Consider the following 22,357-nt stretch of genomic DNA (forward strand, 5'->3'; position numbering starts at 1 on the left):
CTTGCCATGATCGACGTGGCCAATCGTGCCAATGTTCACATGAGGCTTGTTACGCTCGAATTTACCTTTTGCCATGTGATGTCTCCAATCTGCTCGCCCGTACGGGCCTTGAATTAAGTTACCGATGCAACCCGTTCAGGTTACGCGTATTTCTTCTGGACTTCCTGGGCGACCGCGGTCGGCACAGGCTCATAGTGATCGAACTGCATCGTGTAGGCCGCGCGGCCCTGGCTCATCGAGCGCAGGTTGTCGACGTACTTGAACATGTTGGCCAGCGGCACCATCGCGTTGATGACGACAGCCACGCCACGCGCTTCCTGGCCCTGGATCTGGCCGCGACGGCCGTTCAGGTCGCCGATGACGCTGCCGACATAGTCTTCCGGGGTCACGACTTCGACCTTCATGATCGGCTCGAGCAGCTGCACGCCAAGCTTGGGTGCGGCTTCACGGAAGCAGGCGCGGCCGGCGATTTCGAAGGCCAGAACGCTGGAGTCCACATCGTGGTAAGCGCCGTCGATAAGCGTCGCCTTGACGCCGATCATCGGGAAGCCCGCGAACGGACCCGACGACATGACGCTGTTGATGCCCTTTTCGACACCCGGGATGTATTCCTTGGGAACCGCACCGCCGACGATCTTGGTCTCGAACTCGAACTCCGAGCTTTCCGGGTTCGGTTCGAACACGATCTTGACGCGGGCGAACTGACCGGTACCGCCGGTCTGCTTCTTGTGGGTGTAGTCCTGCTCGTGCCTGCGGGTGATGGTCTCGCGGTAAGCCACCTGCGGCGCGCCGACATTGGCCTCGACCTTGAACTCGCGACGCATGCGGTCGACGATGATGTCGAGGTGAAGTTCGCCCATGCCCGAAATGATGGTCTGGCCGCTTTCCTCGTCCGTCTTGACACGGAAGGACGGATCCTCGGCAGCCAGGCGGTGAAGGGCGAGGCCCATCTTTTCCTGGTCGTTCTTGGTCTTCGGCTCGATGGCGATCTGGATGACCGGATCGGGGAATTCCATGCGCTCGAGGATGACCGGGTGCAGCGGATCGCTGAGCGTGTCGCCGGTGGTCGTGTCCTTGAGGCCAGCCAGAGCAACGATGTCGCCGGCAAAGGCTTCTTCGACGTCGGCGCGCGAATTCGCATGCATCTGCAGCATGCGGCCGATGCGCTCTTTCTTGCCCTTGACGGTGTTATCGACCGAGATGCCCTTGGTCAGCTTGCCCGAATAGATGCGGGCAAAGGTCAGCGAACCGACGAACGGGTCGTTCATGATCTTGAAGGCCAGCATCGACAGCGGCTCGTTGTCGTCGGCATGACGCTCGATCTCGGCGTCGGTCTTGGCGTCGACGCCCTTGATGGCGGGAACATCGGCCGGCGACGGCAGGTATTCGACGACGGCGTCGAGCAGCGGCTGCACGCCCTTGTTCTTGAAGGCCGAGCCACAGAACATCGGGTAGAACTTGACGGCGATGGTGCCCTTGCGGATCAGCGCGCGGATCTCGTCATTCGACGGCATCTTGCCTTCGAGGTAATTCTCGAGTGCCGTCTCGTCCATTTCGACAGCGGCTTCGATCATCTTCTCGCGGTATTCTTCGGCACGGGCCTGGAGATCGGTCGGGATCTCGACGACGTCCCAGGCTGCGCCCAGCGTCTCGTCGCGCCAGACCAGCGCGTTCATCTCGACGAGATCGACAACGCCCTTGAATTCAGTCTCAGCGCCGATCGGCAGCTGCATGACGACGGCATGCGCACCAAGACGCGAGCCGATCATCTCGACCGAGCGGTAGAAGTCGGCGCCGATCTTGTCCATCTTGTTGCAGAAGATCATGCGCGGAACTTTGTACTTGTCGGCCTGGCGCCAGACAGTCTCGGTCTGCGGCTCGACACCGGCATTGGCATCGAGCAGCGCAATGGCGCCGTCGAGCACGCGCAGCGAACGCTCGACTTCGATGGTGAAGTCGACGTGTCCGGGAGTGTCGATGATGTTGAAGCGGTACATCTTGCCGCTGCGACCCTTCCAGAAGGTCGTGGTGGCGGCGGACGTGATGGTGATGCCGCGCTCCTGCTCCTGCTCCATCCAATCCATGGTGGCAGCGCCGTCGTGGACTTCGCCGATCTTGTGCGACTTGCCCGTGTAATAGAGGACGCGCTCGGTGGTCGTCGTCTTGCCGGCGTCAATATGCGCCATGATACCGAAATTGCGGTAGTCTTCGATTTTGTATTCGCGGGCCATCTTGGATGCCTTCTCAGTCTCGTTCGCGCTTTACCAGCGGTAGTGTGCGAAAGCGCGGTTGGCTTCAGCCATCTTGTGGGTGTCTTCACGCTTCTTCACGGCGGTGCCGCGGTTGTTGGCTGCGTCCATCAGCTCGCCGGAGAGGCGGTCGACCATGGTGGTCTCGTTGCGGTTGCGGGCCGCGGCGATCAGCCAGCGGATCGCCAGGGCCTGGCGGCGCTCGGGGCGCACATCGACCGGAACCTGGTAGGTAGCGCCGCCGACGCGGCGCGACCGGACTTCCACATGCGGCGCGACATTGTCGAGAGCCTGATGGAAGACGGTGACCGGCTCCTGCTTGGTCTTCGACTGAACCTGGTCGAGCGCACCGTAGACGATGGTCTCGGCAACCGACTTCTTGCCGTCATACATAACGGCGTTCATGAACTTGGTGACGATCAGATCGCCGAACTTCGGGTCCGGATTGATCTCACGCTTTTCTGCACTGTGACGACGCGACATGGCTTTTGTCTCTCAATCTCGTAGCCCGACGCATTCAAGCAGCGCCAGGGCCGGAAAATCTTACTTCGGACGCCCCTTACTTCGGACGCTTGGCGCCGTACTTCGAACGGCGCTGCTTGCGGTTCTTCACGCCCTGCGTGTCGAGCACGCCGCGGATGATGTGGTAGCGCACGCCCGGAAGATCCTTGACGCGGCCGCCGCGGATCATGACCACGGAGTGTTCCTGAAGGTTGTGGCCTTCGCCGGGGATGTAGCCGATCACTTCAAAGCCGTTGGTCAGGCGGATCTTGGCCACCTTGCGCAGTGCCGAGTTCGGCTTCTTCGGCGTCGTTGTATAGACGCGCGTGCAGACGCCCCGCTTCTGCGGGTTCTGCTGCATGGCCGGGACCTTGTTGCGCTTCACCGGCGCAATGCGCGGCTTGCGGATCAGCTGGTTGACGGTAGGCATTAAACCCTCTTGTCTCTCAATTCCGTGTCTCGCCCGGTCAGGGCCGCTCAAAGCGCCAATTCCATACGCAAATTCGGGCCATAAACCGCGCCTCGCGGTCCTGCCCGAACAAAATGCAGAGGAAGCGGGAACCGCTTCATGCGCGCCGGAAATGTCTTTTCGCTCGTAAAACGAACCCTGTTTGAGGCAAACTCCAAAGCGTGTCGCTTCGGAAGGGAGAGCCTCACATCGGTTCTGACTGGGCGGCTTCTACTCGCAAGACCGTGAACCGTCAACCCCGGCACGCCAAATATTGCGCGCTGACGACGGCTTGGCAGCCATGTGAAAGACGCATGTAATTTTCTTTCTTCATTTTGCAAGGCAGAGGAAGAAAGTGACCCGCGCTGACCGGCTTTTGGCTGTCATGCGCGGGTTCTTCATGGCAAAAGGCGCCATGGACAGCGCAAATCCCCTCGCCCGCACCCGTCTCAAAAGGAATCAGCCCGTGAACGACAATGAGGAGCGCCCGGTCACCATCATCACCGGCCGCGTCTGGAAAAAGAAGGGCGGCAAGCCGGAAGGCGTGCATGTGATGCTGGTCGCGCCCGACGACGATTCGGCCGTGCGCCGGGCGCTCGAATCGCTCGCCGCCGAAGGCTATGCCGAAGCTGAGCTCGACCAGATCGGCGATATGGAGGGCGTACCCGACGAGGAGCCGCATCTGTCGGCCTTCCAGGGCGCGCTCGAAGGCGAAGTGTCGATCGTTACGTTCGAGGTTCCGCTCTGAGCGTCGCCGGCTGCTTGCGCCTGTCACCGCGCCGGCTTGCCCGGCACCGGTTCTCTGCTAAGAACCGGGCGACTTAACCAGCCAAATTCGAATCCGCGGAGTTCCCATGCCCTCGAACAATGGTCCCATCAAGCTCGGCATCGTCGGCGTCGGCAAGATCGTGCGCGACCAGCATCTGCCGGCAGTGGCGAAGGATGCGGACTACCGCCTCATCGCCGCCGCCAGCCGGCACGGCAAGGTGGACGGCATCCCGAATTTTCCGACCATTGAGGCGATGCTCGACGCGGTGCCGGAACTCGAGGCCGTGTCGCTGTGCATGCCGCCGCAGTTCCGCTACGACGCGGCACGCACGGCGCTGATTGCGAAGAAGCATGTTTTCCTGGAGAAGCCGCCGGGCGCCACTGTCAGTGAGGTCGAGGACCTGAAGCGGCTGGCGGCAGCCAATGGCGTTTCACTGTTCGCCAGCTGGCATTCGCGCTACGCGCCGGCAGTGGAGGCCGCGCGCGCCTTCCTGGCGTCCGCCAAGGTCAACTCGGCCGCCATCGTCTGGAAGGAAGATGTCCGCCGCTGGCACCCGAACCAGGATTGGATCTGGGCGCCGGGAGGTTTCGGCGTCTTCGATCCCGGCATCAACGCACTGTCGATCGCAACCCACATCCTGCCGGCGATGTTCATCACCTCGGCCGTCCTCGACTTCCCGGAAAACCGCGCCTCGCCTGTGGCGGCCCACGTGACCTTCCGCACCTCGGATGGGTTGCCGGTGACCATGGAGCTCGACTGGCTGCAGACGGGACCACAGAGCTGGGACATCCGGGCGGACACCGACAAGGGCAAGATGGTGCTGTCCGGCGGCGGCACCAAGCTTGCCATCGACGGCAAGTTGGTTCACGACGAGCCGGAGGCCGAATACCCCCAGCTTTACCGGCGCTTCGCCGAAGTCGTACGCGACGGCGTCTCCGATGTCGATTTGGCACCCCTGCAGCACGTCGCCGACGCGTTCATGCTCGGCAAGCGCAATGTGGTGGAAGCGTTCTTCGATTGAGCGATGAGTTCTGCCGGACCGCAGTCCGGACACTCACCATGCAGCCTTACTCGACGATCGCAATCGCAAACCCGTCATAGCCTTTGGCGCCGACGGTCTGGATGGCGGTGCCGTCCAGGCCATTGTCGCCGCCGATGAAGGAAAACGCACCGCGTGCGCCTTCGACATACGCGTCACGGCCATCGTCGTTGAGCACGGTGCCGTCGCGGATGACGTTGTCGCAGATGATGACCGTCCCCGGCCGCGACAGGCGCATGGCCCATGACAGATAATTCGGATTGTTCGGCTTGTCGGCGTCGATGAAGATCAGATCGAACGGAGCGGCATTTTCGGCAACCAGCGTCTCAAGCGACTGAAGCGCGGGGCCGATCCTGAGCTCGACCTTGTCCGACACCCCTGCCCGCTCGAGATTCGAGTGCGCGACTTTTGCATGATGCGGCTCGAGTTCGAGCGTCACGATCTTGCCGCCGACGGGCAATCCCCTTGCCATCCAGATGGTCGAGTAGCCGCCAAGCGTGCCGATCTCCAGCACCTTCCTGGCGCCGCTGATGCGGACCAGCAGCGACAGCAGCTTGCCCTGCGCCGGCGATACGTCGATGGCCGGCAGGCCCTGGTCGCGGTTGGCCGCAAGCACCGCTTCGAGGATGGGATCTGCCTCGAAGAGAGAGGAAACGATGTAGTCGTCGACGTCAGTCCAAACCTTCTTGCTCATGTTTTCCTCGATTCGATTGGGGGTCAAAACGCGAAAAGGGGCCACTGGGGCCCCCTTCCTTCTTCTCGTCCTACCGCGCTTACTGCGCGGCGTTGACCATGTCGGTCAGCATCGGCTCAGCGACCTCGACACCGGAGGCCTTGCGGCGCTCGTCGATGATCAGTTCGTCGCGCGAGGTGGCGATGCGCCGGATCTGGCTCATCGTGCCGCCGGTACCGGCCGGGATCAGCCGGCCGACGATGACGTTTTCCTTCAGGCCCTGCAGCATGTCGGTCTTGCCGGCAACCGCAGCTTCGGTCAGCACCCTGGTCGTCTCCTGGAAGGAGGCGGCCGAGATGAAGGACGGCGTCTGCAGCGAGGCCTTGGTGATGCCCAGCAGCACCGGCTGGCCTTCGGCCGGCTTCTTGCCGTCCTCGACCAGGCGCTCGTTGACCTCTTCCAGTTCGATCACGTCGACGTGGTCGCCCGGAATGTAGGTCGAGTCGCCCTGCACCGTGATCTCGACCTTCTGCAGCATCTGGCGAACGATCACCTCGATGTGCTTGTCATTGATCGACACGCCCTGCAGACGGTAGACTTCCTGGATTTCGTTCACGAGGTAGGAAGCAAGTGCTTCCACGCCCTTGATCGCCAGGATGTCGTGCGGCGCCGGATTGCCGTCGAGGATGTAGTCGCCCTTCTCGATGACGTCGCCGTCCTGGAGATGGAACGGCTTGCCCTTCGGGATCAGGTATTCGACCGGCTCAAGCGTCGAGTCATGCGGCTCGATGATGATGCGGCGCTTGTTCTTGTAGTCGCGGCCGAAGCGGATCGTGCCATCGATCTCGGCGATGATGGCGTGATCCTTCGGACGACGTGCCTCGAACAGTTCGGCAACACGCGGCAGACCGCCGGTGATGTCCTTGGTCTTGGCGCTTTCCATCGGGATACGCGCCAAAACGTCGCCGGGACGAACCTGCGAACCCGGCTCGACCGAAAGAATGGCCTCGACCGAGAGCAGGAAGCGGGCGTCGCCGCCCTTCGACAGCTTGCCGACCTTGCCCTTCGGGTCAAGGATGGCGATCGCCGGCTTGAGGTCGTTGCCGCGTGGCGTCGAGCGCCAGTCGATAACCTCGCGCTTGGTGATGCCGGTCGATTCGTCGGCCGTTTCCTGAACGGAAATGCCGTCGACCAGATCCTCGTACGACACCTTGCCCTCGATTTCGGTGAGGACGGGGCGGGTATAGGGATCCCATTCGGCGATACGCTGGCCGCGCTTCACCTTGTCGCCATCGTCCACGAAGATGCGCGAACCATAGGTAAGGCGATGCGAGGCACGCTCCTTGCCGGCTTCGTCGAGGATCAGCACCGCCATGTTGCGGCCCATGACCATCTGCTGGCCGTCCGAGTTGCGCACCACGTTGCGGTTGCGGATCTCGACCTTGCCCTCATACGAGGCTTCAAGGAACGAGCTGTCCACCACCTGCGCCGTACCGCCCATGTGGAAGGTACGCATGGTGAGCTGGGTGCCCGGCTCGCCGATCGACTGCGCCGCGATGACGCCGACGGCTTCGCCCTGGTTGACCGGGGTGCCGCGGGCAAGATCGCGTCCGTAGCAGACCGCACAGACGCCGATCCTGACCTCGCAGGTCAGTGCCGAGCGAATGCGGACCGACTGCACGCCGGCCTTTTCGATCTTTTCCACGTCACGTTCGTCCATCAGCGTTCCGGCCTTGACCAGAACCTCACCCGAAAGCGGATGCGTGATGTCGTCGAGCGAGGTGCGGCCCAGCACGCGCTGGCCGACCGAAGCGACGACCTGACCGGCATCGACGATCGGCTGCATGGTGAGGCCCTTGTCGGTGCCGCAATCCACGGAGTTGACGATGCAGTCCTGCGCCACGTCGACCAGACGACGGGTGAGGTAACCCGAGTTCGCCGTCTTCAAGGCGGTGTCGGCCAGACCCTTGCGGGCGCCGTGGGTCGAGTTGAAGTACTCGAGCACGGTCAGGCCTTCCTTGAAGTTCGAGATGATCGGCGTCTCGATGATTTCACCCGAGGGCTTTGCCATCAGGCCGCGCATGCCGGCGAGCTGACGCATCTGGGTGGGCGAACCACGCGCACCCGAATGCGACATCATGTAGATCGAGTTCATCGGCTTTTGACGGCCACTGTCCTCGAACTCGACGGCCTTGATGCGGGCCATCATCTCGTCGGCGACCTTTTCCGAGCACTTGGCCCAGGCGTCGACGACCTTGTTGTACTTCTCGCCCTGAGTGATCAGGCCGTCATTGTACTGCTGCTCGTATTCCTTGGCCAAAGCTTCGGTGTCGGAAACCAGCTTGATCTTGGCGTCCGGGATCAGCATGTCGTCCTTGCCGAACGAAATGCCGGCGCGGCAGGCGTGGCTGAAGCCGAGGGCCATGATGCGGTCGCAGAAAATGACCGTCTCCTTCTGACCGCAGTGGCGGTAGACGGTGTCGATCATCTTGGAGATGTTCTTTTTGGTCATCTCCTGGTTGGCCGTCTCGTAAGGCACATTGACGTTCTTCGGCAGCAGCTCGCCGATGATCATGCGGCCAGGCGTGGTGTCGTAGATTTTCGACACGACCTTGCCTTCGGCGTCGACCGTGCGGAAACGACCCTTGATCTTGGAGTGCAGCGTCACCGCCTTGGTCTCGAGCGCGTGCTGGAGTTCGCCCATGTCGGCAAACACCATGCCTTCGCCCGGCTCGTTCTGATTGACGATCGAGAGATAGTAGAGACCCAGGACCATGTCCTGCGAAGGCACGATGATCGGCGCGCCGGAAGCCGGGTGCAGGATGTTGTTGGTCGACATCATCAGCACGCGGGCTTCAAGCTGCGCTTCCAACGAGAGCGGCACGTGAACGGCCATCTGGTCGCCGTCGAAGTCGGCGTTGAAGGCCGTGCAGACCAGCGGATGCAGCTGGATCGCCTTGCCTTCGATCAGGATCGGCTCGAACGCCTGGATGCCGAGGCGGTGCAGCGTCGGCGCACGGTTCAAGAGCACCGGATGCTCGCGGATGACCTCGTCGAGGATATCCCAGACTTCCGGACGCTCCTTCTCGACCAGCTTCTTGGCCTGCTTGACGGTCGAGGAGAACCCCTTGGCGTCGAGGCGGGCGTAGATGAACGGCTTGAACAGTTCGAGCGCCATCTTCTTCGGCAGGCCGCACTGGTGCAGCTTGAGCTCCGGACCGGTGACGATGACCGAACGGCCCGAATAGTCGACGCGCTTGCCGAGCAGGTTCTGGCGGAACCGGCCCTGCTTGCCCTTCAACATGTCCGACAGCGACTTCAGCGGACGCTTGTTGGCGCCGGTGATGACGCGGCCGCGACGGCCGTTGTCGAACAGCGCATCGACGGCTTCCTGCAGCATGCGCTTTTCATTGCGCACGATGATGCCGGGGGCGCGCAGCTCGATCAGCCGCTTCAGACGGTTGTTGCGGTTGATGACGCGGCGATAGAGATCGTTCAGGTCGGACGTCGCGAAACGTCCACCATCCAGAGGAACCAGCGGGCGCAGGTCCGGCGGGATCACCGGAACCACCTTCATGATCATCCATTCCGGACGGTTGCCGGACTCCATGAAGTTCTCGACGACCTTGAGCCGCTTCAGATACTTCTTCTGCTTCAGCTCGGACGTGGTCGAAGCCAGTTCCGAACGCAGGTCGCCGGCGATCTTCTCCAGGTCCATGCCGGCCAGAAGGTCATGAATGGCCTCGGCGCCGATCATGGCGGTGAACGAATCCTCGCCATACTCGTCGACGGCGATCATGTACTCTTCCTCGCTGAGCAGCTGGTGCTCCTTCAGCGCGGTGAGGCCAGGCTCGGTGACGATGTAGTTCTCGAAGTAGAGGACGCGCTCGATGTCCTTCAGGGTCATGTCGAGCAGCGTGCCGATGCGCGACGGCAGCGACTTCAGGAACCAGATGTGAGCGACAGGTGCCGCCAGCTCGATGTGGCCCATGCGCTCGCGGCGAACGCGCGACAGCGTGACTTCGACGCCGCACTTTTCGCAGATGACGCCCTTGTACTTCATGCGCTTGTACTTGCCGCATAGGCATTCATAGTCCTTGATCGGGCCAAAAATGCGCGCGCAGAACAGACCGTCACGCTCCGGCTTGAAGGTGCGGTAGTTGATGGTCTCCGGCTTCTTGATCTCGCCGAACGACCAGGACAGAATCTTCTCAGGGCTGGCGAGCGATATCCGGATGGAATCGAACACCTGCGCCGGCGCCTGCGGATTGAAGAGATTCATGACCTCTTGGTTCATGCCGTTCTCCTTTTCGGGGTCCTCGAAAACCCCTTGCATCTAACGCGGGCCAAATGCCCGCTGAGTGGTCGGCCCACTGGCCGTAGAATTTGTCGCATCCGGTCGCGGCGTTCCGCGACCGGATGTCTTGCTTACTCGGCCGCGCCCCTATTCGGCAGCATCTGGCAGCCGGACAGGGTTGTCGTCGAGCTTGGTGTTCTCCAGCTCGACATTGAGGCCGAGAGACCGCATTTCCTTGACGAGCACGTTGAAGCTCTCGGGAATGCCGGCCTCGAACGTGTCGTCGCCGCGCACGATCGCCTCGTAGACCTTGGTGCGGCCGGCGACATCGTCCGACTTCACCGTCAGCATTTCCTGCAGCGTGTAGGCGGCGCCATAGGCTTCCAGCGCCCAGACCTCCATTTCGCCGAAGCGCTGGCCACCGAACTGCGCCTTGCCGCCCAGCGGCTGCTGGGTAACGAGCGAGTACGGACCGATCGAACGCGCGTGGATCTTGTCGTCCACCAGGTGGTGAAGCTTGAGCATATAGATATAGCCCATCGTCACCTTGCGATCGAACGGCTCGCCGGTGCGTCCGTCATAGAGCTGCGACTGACCGCTGGTGTGCAGGCCCGCCTGCTCCAGCATGATGTTGATGTCGACTTCATGCGCGCCGTCGAACACCGGTGTCGCGATAGAGACGCCGCGGCGCATCTGCTCGCTGAGGCGAACGATGCTCTCGTCGTCATATTCGCGGACCGGCTCGTTGCGGTCGTTGGCTGGGATGAAGCTCTCGAGCGTCTTGCGCAACGGCTTGATGTCTCCAGCCGTCTTGTACGCGTCGATCAGCTCGCCGATCTTCTTGCCCATGCCCGCGCATGCCCAGCCCAGATGCGTTTCCAGGATCTGGCCGACATTCATGCGGCTCGGCACACCCAGCGGGTTGAGCACGATATCGGCATGCGTGCCGTCCTCGAGGAAAGGCATGTCCTCGACCGGAACGATCCGCGACACGACACCCTTGTTGCCGTGACGTCCCGCCATCTTGTCGCCCGGCTGCATCTTGCGCTTCACGGCCACGAAGACCTTGACCATCTTCATGACGCCCGGAGGCATTTCGTCGCCGCGCTGGACCTTCTCGACCTTGTCCATGAAGCGCTGCTCGAGCGCCTTCTTGGAATCGTCGTACTGGCCACGCAGGGCTTCCAGTTCGCTCTGGAGCTTTTCGTTCTCCACCGCAAACTGCCACCACTGCGAACGCGGATACTCGTCAAGCGTGTCCTTCGACAGTTTCGAGCCCTTCTTGAAGCCCTTCGGCCCGGCAATCGCTTCCTTGCCGACGAGAACGTCGGAAAGGCGCGAATAGACGTTGCGGTCGAGGATCGCCTGCTCGTCGTCGCGGTCCTTGGCGAGGCGTTCGATCTCCTCGCGTTCGATCGCCATGGCGCGCTCGTCCTTCTCGACGCCGTGGCGGTTGAAGACGCGCACTTCGACGACGGTGCCGAAGGTGCCCGGAGGCATGCGCATCGAGGTGTCGCGAACGTCGGACGCCTTTTCACCGAAGATGGCGCGCAGGAGCTTTTCTTCCGGCGTCATCGGGCTTTCGCCCTTCGGCGTGATCTTGCCGACCAGGATGTCGCCCGGCTGCACTTCCGCGCCGATATAGACGATGCCGGCTTCGTCGAGGTTCTTCAGCGCTTCTTCCGAAACGTTCGGAATGTCGCGTGTGATTTCCTCCGGTCCAAGCTTGGTGTCGCGGGCCATGACCTCGAATTCCTCGATGTGGATCGAGGTGAAGACGTCGTCGGCCACGATGCGCTCGGAGAGCAGGATCGAGTCCTCGTAGTTGTAGCCGTTCCACGGCATGAACGCGACCAGCACGTTGCGGCCGAGCGCCAGATCGCCGAGCTCGGTCGACGGACCGTCGGCGATGATGTCGCCCTTGTTGACGCGGTCGCCCATGCGCACCAGCGGACGCTGGTTGATGCAGGTGTTCTGGTTCGAACGCTGGAACTTCATCAGCCGGTAGATGTCGACGCCCGACTTGCCGGGATCGAGATCTTCCGTGGCGCGGATGACGATACGCGTCGCGTCCACCTGGTCGACGATGCCGCCGCGGCGGGCGCCGATGGCGGCGCCCGAGTCACGGGCAACGATCGGCTCCATGCCGGTGCCTACGAACGGCGCTTCGGCGCGCACCAGCGGCACGGCCTGACGCTGCATGTTGGAGCCCATCAGCGCGCGGTTGGCGTCGTCGTTCTCGAGGAACGGGATCAGCGCCGCGGCCACGGACACCATCTGCTTGGGCGACACGTCCATCAGATCGACGTTTTCGCGCGGCGCCATCATCACTTCGCCGGCGCTGCGGCAAATGACGAATTCGTCGACGAAACCACCATTCTTGTCGAGCTCGGCATTGGCCTGCGCGACGTGGTGCTTGGACTCTTCCATAGCGGAGAGATAGACGACCTCATTGGTCAGCTTGCCGTTGACGATCTTGCGGTACGGGCTTTCGATGAAGCCGTACTTGTTGACGCGCGCGAAGGTCGCCAGCGAGTTGATCAGACCGATGTTCGGGCCTTCCGGCGTCTCGATCGGGCAGATGCGGCCGTAATGCGTCGGGTGCACGTCGCGCACTTCGAAGCCGGCGCGCTCGCGGGTCAGACCGCCCGGGCCAAGTGCCGACAGGCGGCGCTTGTGGGTGATCTCCGACAGCGGGTTGGTCTGATCCATGAACTGCGACAGCTGCGAGGAACCGAAGAACTCGCGCACGGCGGCAGCCGCCGGCTTGGCGTTGATCAGGTCCTGCGGCATCACCGTATCGATCTCGATCGAGGACATACGTTCCTTGATCGCGCGCTCCATGCGCAGCAGGCCGACGCGGTATTGGTTCTCCATCAGCTCGCCGACAGAACGCACGCGGCGGTTGCCGAGATTGTCGATGTCGTCGATCTCGCCCTTGCCGTCGCGCAGCTCGACCAGCGTCTTGACCACGGCCAGGATGTCGTCCTTGCGCAGCACACGCACGGTATCCTCAGCCTTGAGCTCGAGGCGCATGTTCATCTTGACGCGGCCGACGGCCGACAGGTCGTAGCGCTCCGAGTCGAAGAACAGCGAGTTGAACATGGCTTCGGCGGTTTCAAGCGTCGGCGGCTCGCCCGGGCGCATGACACGGTAGATGTCGAACAGTGCGTCCTGGCGGCTCTCGTTCTTGTCGACGTTGAGCGTATTGCGGATGTAGGCGCCGACATTGACGTGGTCGATGTCGAGAACCTTGATCTCGCTTTCGCCCGTGCCGAGCAGCACCTTCAGCGTCTTTTCGTCGATCTCGTCGCCGGCTTCGAGGAAAATCTCGCCGGTGCCGTAGTTGACGATGTCCTCGGCCAGGTAGTTGCCGAGCAGATCCTCGTCGGTCGCCTTGATCGCCTTCAGACCCTTTTCGCCAAGCGCCCTTGCCTGGCGGGCGGTGATCTTCTTGCCGGCCTCGACGACAACTTCGCCGGTGTCGGCATCGACGAGGTCGCCAACGGCCTTCAGGCCGCGGAAACGCTCGACGTTGAACGGGATGCGCCAGTGGTCGCCGGCGCGCTTGTAGGTGATCTTGTTGTAGAAGGTCGACAGGATCTCTTCGCCGTCCATGCCGAGCGCCATCAAGAGCGACGTCACCGGAATCTTGCGGCGGCGGTCGATACGGGCGTGCACGACGTCCTTGGAATCGAACTCGATGTCGAGCCACGAACCGCGATAGGGAATGACGCGCGCCGCAAACAAAAGCTTGCCCGAGGAGTGCGACTTGCCCTTGTCATGGTCGAAGAAGACGCCCGGCGAACGGTGCATCTGCGAGACGATGACGCGCTCCGTGCCATTGACGATGAAGGTGCCGTTGAGCGTCATGAGCGGCATGTCGCCCATATAGACGTCCTGCTCCTTGATGTCCTTGATCGACTTTGCGCCGGTATCCTCGTCGATATCGAACACGATGAGGCGCAGCGTCACCTTGAGTGGCGCGGCATAGGTCAGGTCGCGCTGACGGCATTCGTCAACGTCGAATTTCGGTCCTTCGAACTCGTACTTCACGAACTCCAGCATCGAGGAGCCGGAGAAATCGGAGATCGGGAAAACCGACTTGAAAACGGCCTGCAGTCCCTCGTCCGGACGCCCACCCTTGGGCTCCGCCACCATCAGGAACTGGTCATAGGATGCTTTTTGAACCTCGATCAGGTTCGGCATCTCCGCAACTTCCGGAATCTTTCCGAAGAACTTGCGTACGCGTCTGCGGCCATTGAAAGTCTGGGTCTGGGCCATCGTCGCTCCTTAGCTATAAACTCGGGGCGAGCCTCGCCGCGGCTCACCTTGCATGCGCGGCCACCTCGGCGGCGGCCCCTGATCTGTTTCCCGCCGCCTGGCGGCGACGGCTAAAACGGGAGAAAACCCGTTTCCTGAAGGCCGGTTTCGGCCCTCAGGAAAGAGGTTCTCGTACATCTCGCGCTACGCATCCTCCCCTCTGGTGAAGGGAGTGGCGGACGGCGCGAGGCCGCCCGCCGCTTTTACGCTTACTTCAGGTCGACCTTGGCGCCGGCTGCTTCCAGCTGGGCCTTGAACTTCTCAGCGTCAGCCTTGGAAACGGCTTCCTTGACCGGCTTCGGAGCTGCTTCGACCAGATCCTTGGCTTCCTTGAGGCCCAGGCCGGTGATGGCGCGGACTTCCTTGATGACGTTGATCTTCTGAGCGCCTGCCTCGGTGAGGACGACGTCGAATTCCGTCTTTTCCTCAGCCGGAGCAGCAGCAGCGGCAGCGCCGCCGGCAGCGGCAACCGCCACCGGAGCAGCAGCCGAAACGCCCCACTTTTCTTCCAGAAGCTTCGACAACTCGGCCGCCTCGAGGACGGTCAGCTTCGAAAGGTCGTCTACGATCTTTGCCAGATCAGCCATTGTTGTATTCCTTCATCAGGTTCGAACGTGTGTTTGTGATAGCGAGGAACGGCCTCATGCCGCCTCGTCCTTCCGGGCGTAAGCGCCGATGACGCGCGCGACCGAAGCCGCTGGCGCATTGACGATCTGGGCGATCCGGGTTGCCGGCGTGGCGATCATGCCAACCAGCCTGGCGCGCAACTCATCGAGCGACGGAAGTGTGGCGAGTGCCTTCACACCGTCGGCGTTGAGCGAGGTGGTGCCCATTGCGCCGCCGAGAATGACCAACTTGTCATTTCCCTTGGCGAAATCGGACGCGACCTTCGGCGCCGCAATCGGATCCTCCGAATAAGCGATCAGCGTCTGTCCCTTGAACAGGTCGATGATCGATGCGGAGTCCGTGCCCTGAAGAGCGATTTTGGCGAGACGGTTCTTCGCGACTTTGACGGTGCCACCGGCAGCGCGCATTTTCGACCGAAGGTCGTTCATTTGCGCGACGGTGATACCGGCGTAGTGGGCCACGACGACTGAACCAGCGCCTGCAAAGGCACCATTCAGGCCCGTGACGAGTTCGCGTTTTTCCGCTCTGTCCACTGCCTATCTCCAGTTGACCCCTGCCCCGCTAGTGGGACAGGCGTCGGGTTGCCTTTTTGCCGGCCGGGCCATCCATTACAGATCTCCCGAACGACGCTCGAGGATCCTGCCCCCTTTCGCCACATCGACGGCAAGCCGGAGATGCGCAGACAAAAGGCAAACACGGTTCGAACCTTTCATTGGAGCTTGTCGCTCCGTTGTCCGGTTTTCACCCGTCTCATGCAGGCCTAGTTCAATTAAGGCTTCTGGGCCGCCTGCAATCTCGGACAGGATGTCCGGAAGCCTCTCGACTTCCGGTACCGGGCCGCCGACAAGTCGGAGGCCCGGAATTCACTTGCGGATCAGCGCCTTGGCAGCCGATCCAGATGTTCGTATCAAGACGCTGCGAGCGTCGAGACGTCGAGCTTGAGGCCCGGGCCCATCGTCGAGGTGACCGACACCTTCTTGACGTAGTTGCCCTTGGCGCCAGCCGGCTTTGCCTTGGTCACGGCATCGGCGAAGGCGCGGACGTTTTCTTCCAGCGCCTTGACGTCGAACGAGACCTTGCCGACGCCGGCATGAACGATGCCGGCCTTCTCGACGCGGAACTCGACAGCGCCGCCCTTCGATGCCTTGACGGCGGCGGCGACGTCGGTGGTGACGGTGCCGACCTTCGGGTTCGGCATCATGCCGCGCGGGCCCAGCACCTTGCCCAGACGGCCGACCAGCGGCATCATGTCCGGCGTGGCGATGCAGCGATCGAAGTCGATCGTGCCCTTCTGGACGATGTCGACCAGATCCTCGGCACCGACGATGTCGGCGCCGGCGGCGCGAGCCTCATCGGCCTTGCCGCCACGTGCGAACACGGCGACGCGGACAGAGCGGCCGGTGCCGTTCGGCAGGTTGACCACGCCGCGGACCATCTGGTCGGCATGGCGCGGGTCGACGCCGAGGTTCATCGCAACTTCGATGGTCTCGTCGAACTTCACCGTCGAACGGTCCTTGAGCAGCTTCAGCGCCTCACCAAGGGCATAGGCCTTGTTGGGGTCGATGCCGTCGCGGGACTTCGATACACGCTTTGCAATCTTTGCCATGATCTCAGCCCACCACTTCCAGACCCATCGAGCGGGCGGAGCCCTCGACCATGCGCATGGCCGCCTCGACGTCGTTTGCGTTCAGATCCTTCATCTTCTGTTCGGCGATGGCGCGCACCTTGTCGCGACCGATCGTGCCGGCCTTGATCTTGCCCGGCTCTTTCGAACCCGAAGTCAAGTTCGCCGCCTTTTTCAGGAAGTAGCTCACCGGCGGCGTCTTCATGACGAAGGTGAAGGACTTGTCCTGGTAATAGGTGATGACGACCGGGATCGGCGATCCCTTTTCCATTTCCTGGGTCTGCGCGTTGAACGCCTTGCAGAATTCCATGATGTTGATGCCGCGCTGACCAAGTGCCGGGCCGATCGGCGGAGACGGCGTAGCCGATCCCGCTTTGACCTGGAGCTTGAGCTGGCCTGCAATTTTCTTAGCCATCTCTTTCCTGCCTTTATCTCATGCCGGCCCCAGTATCGGGAACACCGGCGGTTGCAGTCTGGTGGTGCGGTCCGCGCGGCCGGCTAAAGCCGCATTCGCCTCCCACCCGTTCATGGCCGCGCGCTTTCCGCGCCGCCTCCCCTTGCCGGCGAACCGGCGCAGGGTTTTCGGATCAGCCCTTTTCGACCTGTCCGAATTCCAGATCGACCGGCACGGCGCGCCCGAAGATCGAAACTTCCACCTTGAGCCGCGCCCGCTCCTCGTCCACTTCCTGGACGAAACCGTTGAACGAGGCGAACGGACCATCCGAAACGCGGATCGCCTCGCCGATCTCGAAAGTGACCGAGGGCTTCGGCCGCTCGACGCCTTCCTGAACCTGGTTCAGGATGCGCTGCGCCTCGGCTTCGGTGATCGGCACCGGCTTGGAGTCACCGAGGAAGCCGGTGACCTTCGGCGTGTTCTTGACCAGCGAGAACACCGCATCGGTCAGATTGGCCTTGAGCAGCACATAGCCCGGAAAGAACTTGCGCTCGGCATCGACCTTGCGGCCGCGGCGGATTTCGACGACCTTCTCGGTCGGCACCACGATCTGCTCGATATCGGCGGACAGGCCCTTCTGCTTGGCCTTGTTCTCAATGTCCTCGGCGACCTTCTTTTCGAAGTTCGAATAGGCGTGGACGATGTACCAGCGCGCGGTCATTTCAAGACTTCTCCGTAATCGCCGGACTTAATGGCCGAGGCTCAGTAACCGCTCGATCGCGTAGCCCATGGCCACGTCGGCGGTGAAGAAAAAGATCATCGCGATGACCGCGAATACGAGCACCATCACCGTCGAGATCATCGTCTCCCGGCGCGACGGCCAAGTCACCTTGGCAGTTTCCGCGCGGACCTGCTGGAGAAAGACGAAAGGATTTGTGGTTTTCGAAGCCATATGCCGCTCTGTCTTCAAGACCCGTTGGCCGGGTCTCCTGGATGATCCCGCTGGCCGGGACGTGCCGCCTGGGTTCAAGTCGACGCCGAATCAGCGCCATTTCGCCCATGCAAATCGGACGCGTAAAGCCGGCTTCCCAGCTCCACGCGTCGCGTGTCTGTTGTGTCTACATAAAACCGATTCTTGATCCACGCAAGTGGCAAGTGTCCGCTTTATGACCAAACGCCGCCTCGGAACCATCCAGTCGTCCCGTCCCGGCTATCGAGGCCTTATGCCTCAGTTCGCCCAATATGGCAAGCCACCTGCCCTTTTTCAATGCCGGACCCCAATTCCAGGAGGTGGATCCGGAAATCAGGCACGCGATTACAAGTTCGAGGAAATGGCGTTGCGGACGAACCTGCGACCTGCTGTTTTGGAAACCAAATGAAGCGCACGCAAGATTGGAATCCAGCTGCCCATGCCGAGGCAGCTGGATCAACCCAGGGTTAGTTAGGCACAGGCGAGTTCGACCCCGGCCACTGCGCCGATTCCGCATGGTGGGCGTGGGCGCGGCGCGATCACTGCCGGGCACGGGGGCGGGTCGTCGTCATCGTCGGGGCCGAAAGAACGGCCCCGACGCCGCCAAGCCTTGAGAACGCTGCGGCGCGAGGAGGGTCGCCAAGGCAGCACCCGGCCTGAAGTCTCTTTCCCCAGCGTGGGTTTCTCATCCAGAGCCTTCAACGCACTCAGAATCTGGTCGACAGGGATTACCGTGCCGTTGTCCAGGCGGCGCAAGGCAGGCTGGTTTTCCACCGCGCAGGCATCGGACGCCCACGAGGAAAGCAGTGCCCGCTTTTCTCCACTGCTGAGGCGTGGATGGTTGATGACGTTGTCTGGATTGTCGAGCAGGCACAAAGAAGTTTCAATTTTGCCCGAGCGTGCCGCAGAAAGTGTCGGTGTCTCGTAGAAGTTGTCCATCTCCATTCTCCGCAATCTGGGCCTCCCGGCCGAAGCCGGGAGGCGGACCGCAGGGATAACTGAATCGATACGATCAGGCCGCTTTGCGGGTGCGTTCCGTATCCTGGGCGATCTGCTTGCCCACCTGGGCGTCGCCGGCCCCGATGCTAATGCGGCGCGGCTTCAGCTCTTCGGGAATCTCACGGACGATGTCGATGGTCAGGAGACCGTTCTCAAGGTTTGCTGCCTTGATCTTCATGTGGTCGGCAAGCTTGAACGTCTGCCTGAAACTGCGGTAGGCGATGCCCTGGTGCAGCAGCTGGCGTCCGCTCTGGTCATCAGCCTTCTGGCCTGCCACGACCAGTTCGGGTCCATGCTGGGTCAGCTCAACCTCATCCTGGCTGAAGCCCGCGATGGCCATCGAGATACGGTAATCGTTCTCGTCGACCTTCTCGATGTTATAGGGTGGCCAGTCGGGCCGCGTACCATTGTCGGGCATGTCGAAAAGACGGTCAAAACCGACGGTGCTGCGATAGAGAGAGTCAAAGGTTCTCATAGCCACATCCTCCTTGAAGCAACATGGGTACAAGGGCGCCGCCCAGCAGCGCCGCCTTTTGCCAAGCCAATCGGCCTCGGCGGGAAACGAATTAGGAAGGGCTGAAAACCGGTTCAAGAGCCCTGTTCAAAAAAATTCCAGTAGCCAGGCCAGCATCCCGCTTCCAATAATTCGCAGCCGCTGAAAAGCAGCTGGCGGCAGCAAAATAGGCCTATTCTGAATTGTGAACGCAAATGGCAATTGGCTCGCCAATGGCAGTTGAATCAAGGAAATTGGTTCGTGGAAATACGCCGACTTCGGCATTGCGCATCAGCGCTCTCGCTCTGCGCATGCCTTCGGAACGTCGCTCGTCGAGTACGCGGCTTCAGCCCAACCAAACGAGGAGCCAAAACAAGGCGTTTCTAAAATGCCGGATTCCAACGAGGAAAATGGCACGGGCAGCAGGGCTCGAACCTACGACCTGCGGTTTTGGAGACCGCCGCTCTACCAACTGAGCTATGCCCGTACGCGCGTTTCAGCGCAGGCGCTTCCTAAAAGCTTCCGGGCGCGCTGTAAAGAGTTGTCTGACGCGCTTTCAGATCCTTTGCCGGAAATCCGAATAGGTGATGACCAGCCCGTCCCTGCCGATCTCGATTTTTCGCCTGCCTGAAGCCGCATGCCGGCGCTCAATCCCCGGCCGGCGGCTTGTACGGCCCGCCCGGCACGCCCCAGCCCCAGGCCGGCATCGGTTCGGTCTGCGGGTCGCAGGTCTCGCCGAGGGTGGAATTCATCTTGGCCAGCCGTGACCCCCATTCGACATAGCCCATGAAGGCGGAACGGAATTCGGGATCGTCCGGCAGCCCGACCGCATCGGCGGCATCGGCAAGCAAGCTGATCCAGCGGCGGCGCTGTTCCTCCGTCAGATGCTTGCCCAAGTGATGCATGACCATCTCGCGATGGCCGCCATGCTGTTCGCTGTAGGTCTTGGGTCCGCCAAAAACCTCGCCGATGAAGGCCGCGACATGCGCGGGATGATCCGGCGACATGTGTTTGAACACCGGGCCGACCACCGGGTCGCGCGACACCTTGTCGTAAAAGGTTTCCGTCAGCCGGTTGAGGGCTTCGATGCCGCCGGCCCATTCGTAGAGTGTCGGGATATCCTGGCTCATTCTCGATCCTCCCCCGGGCGACGCCTGCCACGACGATAGCGGAGAAATCGGGCATGGCTCAACCTGGCTCGATGGCCAGTTTCTGCGATGCCTACAGTTTGGCGGGCGACTCGGCCTTGGCTGTCGGCGGAAACAAACAGTTGTCGGGCTTGGGTGAGGTTTTGCAAATAGCGGGGCCAGTTAGCGCCTCCACCGACTCCGGCCCGGTTGTCAGCCCGACTTTGAGCATCATGTCGGGCTCGAGCTGACGCTCGACCGAGCCTATCGCGGCGAACAGAGCTGGGTCCATCTCCATCTCCTCCAGGTAGGCTTTAACCAACTGCGTCTGTCCCCTCGAGGACATGCTGAGCCTCGCCTTGGGATCGACCAGCCTTTTGGCGCCGGCGGCAAGCATGAGCGCGCAGGCCGAATCGCACTCCACTCCAAAATCGCTAATCAGCCCGACATAGGCACCGTTATCGGCCAAGCAGCCTGCCTCGGGCGGGTCGCAGCCGACGATAGTGGTGCGAGCGACGGCGACGTCGAGCTTCCGTTCATGGATAAGCCTTCCCGCGGCCAGAGCGCTGAACAGGCTGCCCCCCTGTGAGCTGATCACCACCGGCAGCCGCCGGTTGCCAAGGGTGTCGAGCAACTGGCGCAACTTTTGCGGGGTCTGAGGCGTCATCGCGCCTTCCGCCGAGATCCATTCCGGGCAATCGGGATTGCAGAGCGAGTCTCTGCCGCGAACGACAACGAAGCGCATATCTGGCGTCGAATTCCCTGGCGCTGCCTGCAACGGCTTGGGAGCTGGAGCCTTGGCCGCCTGAGAAAGTGGGGGGCCGGTCTTTGCCTTGATCGCAGCCACCACGGCCGGCTTGGCCACGGGCGTTTGTCCGCCGGCTGGCTTGTTTCCCGGTATTTCCCGGCAGTTCGGAGCCGGCGGGTCGAACATGCACAAACTTGCTCTGGTAAACAGGTCCAGAGTGTCCGTGCTGGTGGCCAGTTTCATCGTCAGCATATCGTGGAGGCCGATCTGCCTGATGTCGCTGGCCGGCGTCGCCTTCATCAAGTCCAGCACGCCCTGCCCGATACCCATCTCTCGGAGATAGGCCGAGATCTTTCTCGCGTACCCCTTGCTCATCTCATAGGTCTTGTAGCTTTCACCGGGAGTGACGGTTTGCGTGGTGACCCGATATTTTTTGCCCCGTTTGACGCGATAGGTGGTCCGGTAGTGCGTTGTGGAGGGGAACCAGGTGGTCGTGATCTGATGAACACCCAGATAGTTCCAGCCGCCGGCGACGCGCCGGACGCCTCCGGCAAACATTAGCGGACAGGCGGAATTGCAGCTGGCACCGTCAGACGCTCTGCCGAAAAAAGCCGTGCCCTTGCCGTAGTCGGCGCCACAACCCTCTGTCCCGGGCCAACAATCGGGAAACTCGGTCTTGCCGATGGCGATATCGAGCTTGTTTTTGCGGATTATCCGGCCAAGCTGGAGCGCGGTTTCGACATTGCCACCGAAGGAATTGACGATGATGGGCAGTTTGCGGCTGCCAAGCTTCTTCAAGGTGCGCTTGAGCAGGGCTGGCGTGCCGGCTGCGATGTCGCCTTCGGCGGAGATCCACTCCGGACAATTGGGCTCGCAGCCCGGTGCGTTGCTGCGCGCGACGACAAACTTCATCTCCGAGCGATCCTCGGACCATATCGTCGGATCATTCGTCGGATAGGTGTTTGATCCCAGGCTTTGATGGCGCATACTTTTCGTCCGAATCAAAGGATGCGCTATGGGCCAGGTTCTTCATGGGAGCGCCACGACGACAGAGGCGATCCGTCGAGCGATACAAA

The 22,357-nt window shown here is 61.8% G+C and carries 18 protein-coding genes and 1 tRNA gene; 2 read left to right on the top strand and 17 right to left on the bottom strand.

Features of this window, described 5'->3' with window-relative positions; genetic code table 11:
• Nucleotides 1–140 precede the first annotated feature (140 nt).
• From fusA to rpsL, 3 genes are all read right to left on the bottom strand, one after another.
• Entirely contained in the window at nucleotides 141–2,231 is a 2,091-nt protein-coding gene (gene fusA / locus X756_RS137375; RefSeq protein WP_023707177.1) for an elongation factor G, read from the bottom strand.
• Between the two features lie 30 nt (nucleotides 2,232–2,261).
• On the bottom strand, nucleotides 2,262–2,732 hold the full coding sequence (gene rpsG, locus X756_RS137370; protein ID WP_008875664.1) for a 30S ribosomal protein S7: 471 nt from the start codon (nucleotides 2,730–2,732) through the stop codon (nucleotides 2,262–2,264).
• Between the two features lie 76 nt (nucleotides 2,733–2,808).
• On the bottom strand, nucleotides 2,809–3,180 hold the full coding sequence (rpsL, locus tag X756_RS137365) for a 30S ribosomal protein S12 (RefSeq protein WP_006333356.1): 372 nt from the start codon (nucleotides 3,178–3,180) through the stop codon (nucleotides 2,809–2,811).
• 484 nt (nucleotides 3,181–3,664) lie between these two features.
• Here rpsL and X756_RS137360 point away from each other — a divergent pair, with 484 nt between their 5' ends.
• Nucleotides 3,665–3,946 (top strand): transcriptional regulator, encoded by a 282-nt coding sequence (locus tag X756_RS137360; RefSeq protein ID WP_023713029.1) that lies wholly within the window; start codon nucleotides 3,665–3,667, stop codon nucleotides 3,944–3,946.
• A 106-nt stretch (nucleotides 3,947–4,052) separates the two neighbouring features.
• The gene (locus X756_RS137355) at nucleotides 4,053–4,988 is read left to right on the top strand and encodes a Gfo/Idh/MocA family oxidoreductase (protein WP_023713030.1); all 936 of its coding nucleotides are present in this window, start codon (nucleotides 4,053–4,055) and stop codon (nucleotides 4,986–4,988) included.
• A gap of 46 nt (nucleotides 4,989–5,034) precedes the next feature.
• Here the strand turns inward: X756_RS137355 and X756_RS137350 are convergent, their stop codons facing one another.
• The 14 genes from X756_RS137350 to X756_RS137285 all read right to left on the bottom strand — a co-directional run bounded on the left by X756_RS137350 (nucleotide 5,035) and on the right by X756_RS137285 (nucleotide 22,193).
• Nucleotides 5,035–5,700, bottom strand: a complete 666-nt coding sequence (locus tag X756_RS137350; RefSeq protein WP_023702453.1) for an O-methyltransferase — start codon at nucleotides 5,698–5,700, stop codon at nucleotides 5,035–5,037.
• Nucleotides 5,701–5,779: 79 nt separating this feature from the next.
• Entirely contained in the window at nucleotides 5,780–9,976 is a 4,197-nt protein-coding gene (rpoC, locus tag X756_RS137345; protein ID WP_023707178.1) for a DNA-directed RNA polymerase subunit beta', read from the bottom strand.
• 147 nt (nucleotides 9,977–10,123) lie between these two features.
• On the bottom strand, nucleotides 10,124–14,260 hold the full coding sequence (rpoB, locus tag X756_RS137340) for a DNA-directed RNA polymerase subunit beta (protein ID WP_023686024.1): 4,137 nt from the start codon (nucleotides 14,258–14,260) through the stop codon (nucleotides 10,124–10,126).
• A 248-nt stretch (nucleotides 14,261–14,508) separates the two neighbouring features.
• On the bottom strand, nucleotides 14,509–14,886 hold the full coding sequence (rplL, locus tag X756_RS137335; RefSeq protein ID WP_023667436.1) for a 50S ribosomal protein L7/L12: 378 nt from the start codon (nucleotides 14,884–14,886) through the stop codon (nucleotides 14,509–14,511).
• A gap of 54 nt (nucleotides 14,887–14,940) precedes the next feature.
• On the bottom strand, nucleotides 14,941–15,459 hold the full coding sequence (rplJ, locus tag X756_RS137330; protein WP_023667437.1) for a 50S ribosomal protein L10: 519 nt from the start codon (nucleotides 15,457–15,459) through the stop codon (nucleotides 14,941–14,943).
• A gap of 374 nt (nucleotides 15,460–15,833) precedes the next feature.
• A complete protein-coding gene (gene rplA, locus X756_RS137325) occupies nucleotides 15,834–16,532 on the bottom strand; it encodes a 50S ribosomal protein L1 (protein ID WP_023667438.1) in 699 nt (232 codons plus the stop codon).
• Between the two features lie 4 nt (nucleotides 16,533–16,536).
• Entirely contained in the window at nucleotides 16,537–16,965 is a 429-nt protein-coding gene (gene rplK / locus X756_RS137320; RefSeq protein ID WP_006333334.1) for a 50S ribosomal protein L11, read from the bottom strand.
• A gap of 172 nt (nucleotides 16,966–17,137) precedes the next feature.
• Nucleotides 17,138–17,665 (bottom strand): transcription termination/antitermination protein NusG, encoded by a 528-nt coding sequence (nusG, locus tag X756_RS137315; RefSeq protein WP_006333333.1) that lies wholly within the window; start codon nucleotides 17,663–17,665, stop codon nucleotides 17,138–17,140.
• 27 nt (nucleotides 17,666–17,692) lie between these two features.
• Nucleotides 17,693–17,896: a preprotein translocase subunit SecE gene (secE, locus tag X756_RS137310; RefSeq protein ID WP_023667439.1), complete on the bottom strand. Its 204-nt coding sequence runs from the start codon at nucleotides 17,894–17,896 to the stop codon at nucleotides 17,693–17,695.
• Nucleotides 17,897–18,385: 489 nt separating this feature from the next.
• Nucleotides 18,386–18,853: a hypothetical protein gene (locus X756_RS137305; RefSeq protein WP_023731757.1), complete on the bottom strand. Its 468-nt coding sequence runs from the start codon at nucleotides 18,851–18,853 to the stop codon at nucleotides 18,386–18,388.
• 73 nt (nucleotides 18,854–18,926) lie between these two features.
• Nucleotides 18,927–19,388 (bottom strand): Hsp20 family protein, encoded by a 462-nt coding sequence (locus tag X756_RS137300; RefSeq protein ID WP_023667441.1) that lies wholly within the window; start codon nucleotides 19,386–19,388, stop codon nucleotides 18,927–18,929.
• Nucleotides 19,389–19,817: 429 nt separating this feature from the next.
• Nucleotides 19,818–19,893 (bottom strand) — tRNA-Trp (locus X756_RS137295).
• Nucleotides 19,894–20,053: 160 nt separating this feature from the next.
• The gene (locus X756_RS137290) at nucleotides 20,054–20,536 is read right to left on the bottom strand and encodes a group II truncated hemoglobin (protein ID WP_023667442.1); all 483 of its coding nucleotides are present in this window, start codon (nucleotides 20,534–20,536) and stop codon (nucleotides 20,054–20,056) included.
• A 91-nt stretch (nucleotides 20,537–20,627) separates the two neighbouring features.
• The gene (locus X756_RS137285; protein WP_023731758.1) at nucleotides 20,628–22,193 is read right to left on the bottom strand and encodes a hypothetical protein; all 1,566 of its coding nucleotides are present in this window, start codon (nucleotides 22,191–22,193) and stop codon (nucleotides 20,628–20,630) included.
• Nucleotides 22,194–22,357 lie beyond the last annotated feature (164 nt).

Source organism: Mesorhizobium sp. LNJC405B00, assembly GCF_000502615.1.
Taxonomy (GTDB): domain Bacteria; phylum Pseudomonadota; class Alphaproteobacteria; order Rhizobiales; family Rhizobiaceae; genus Mesorhizobium.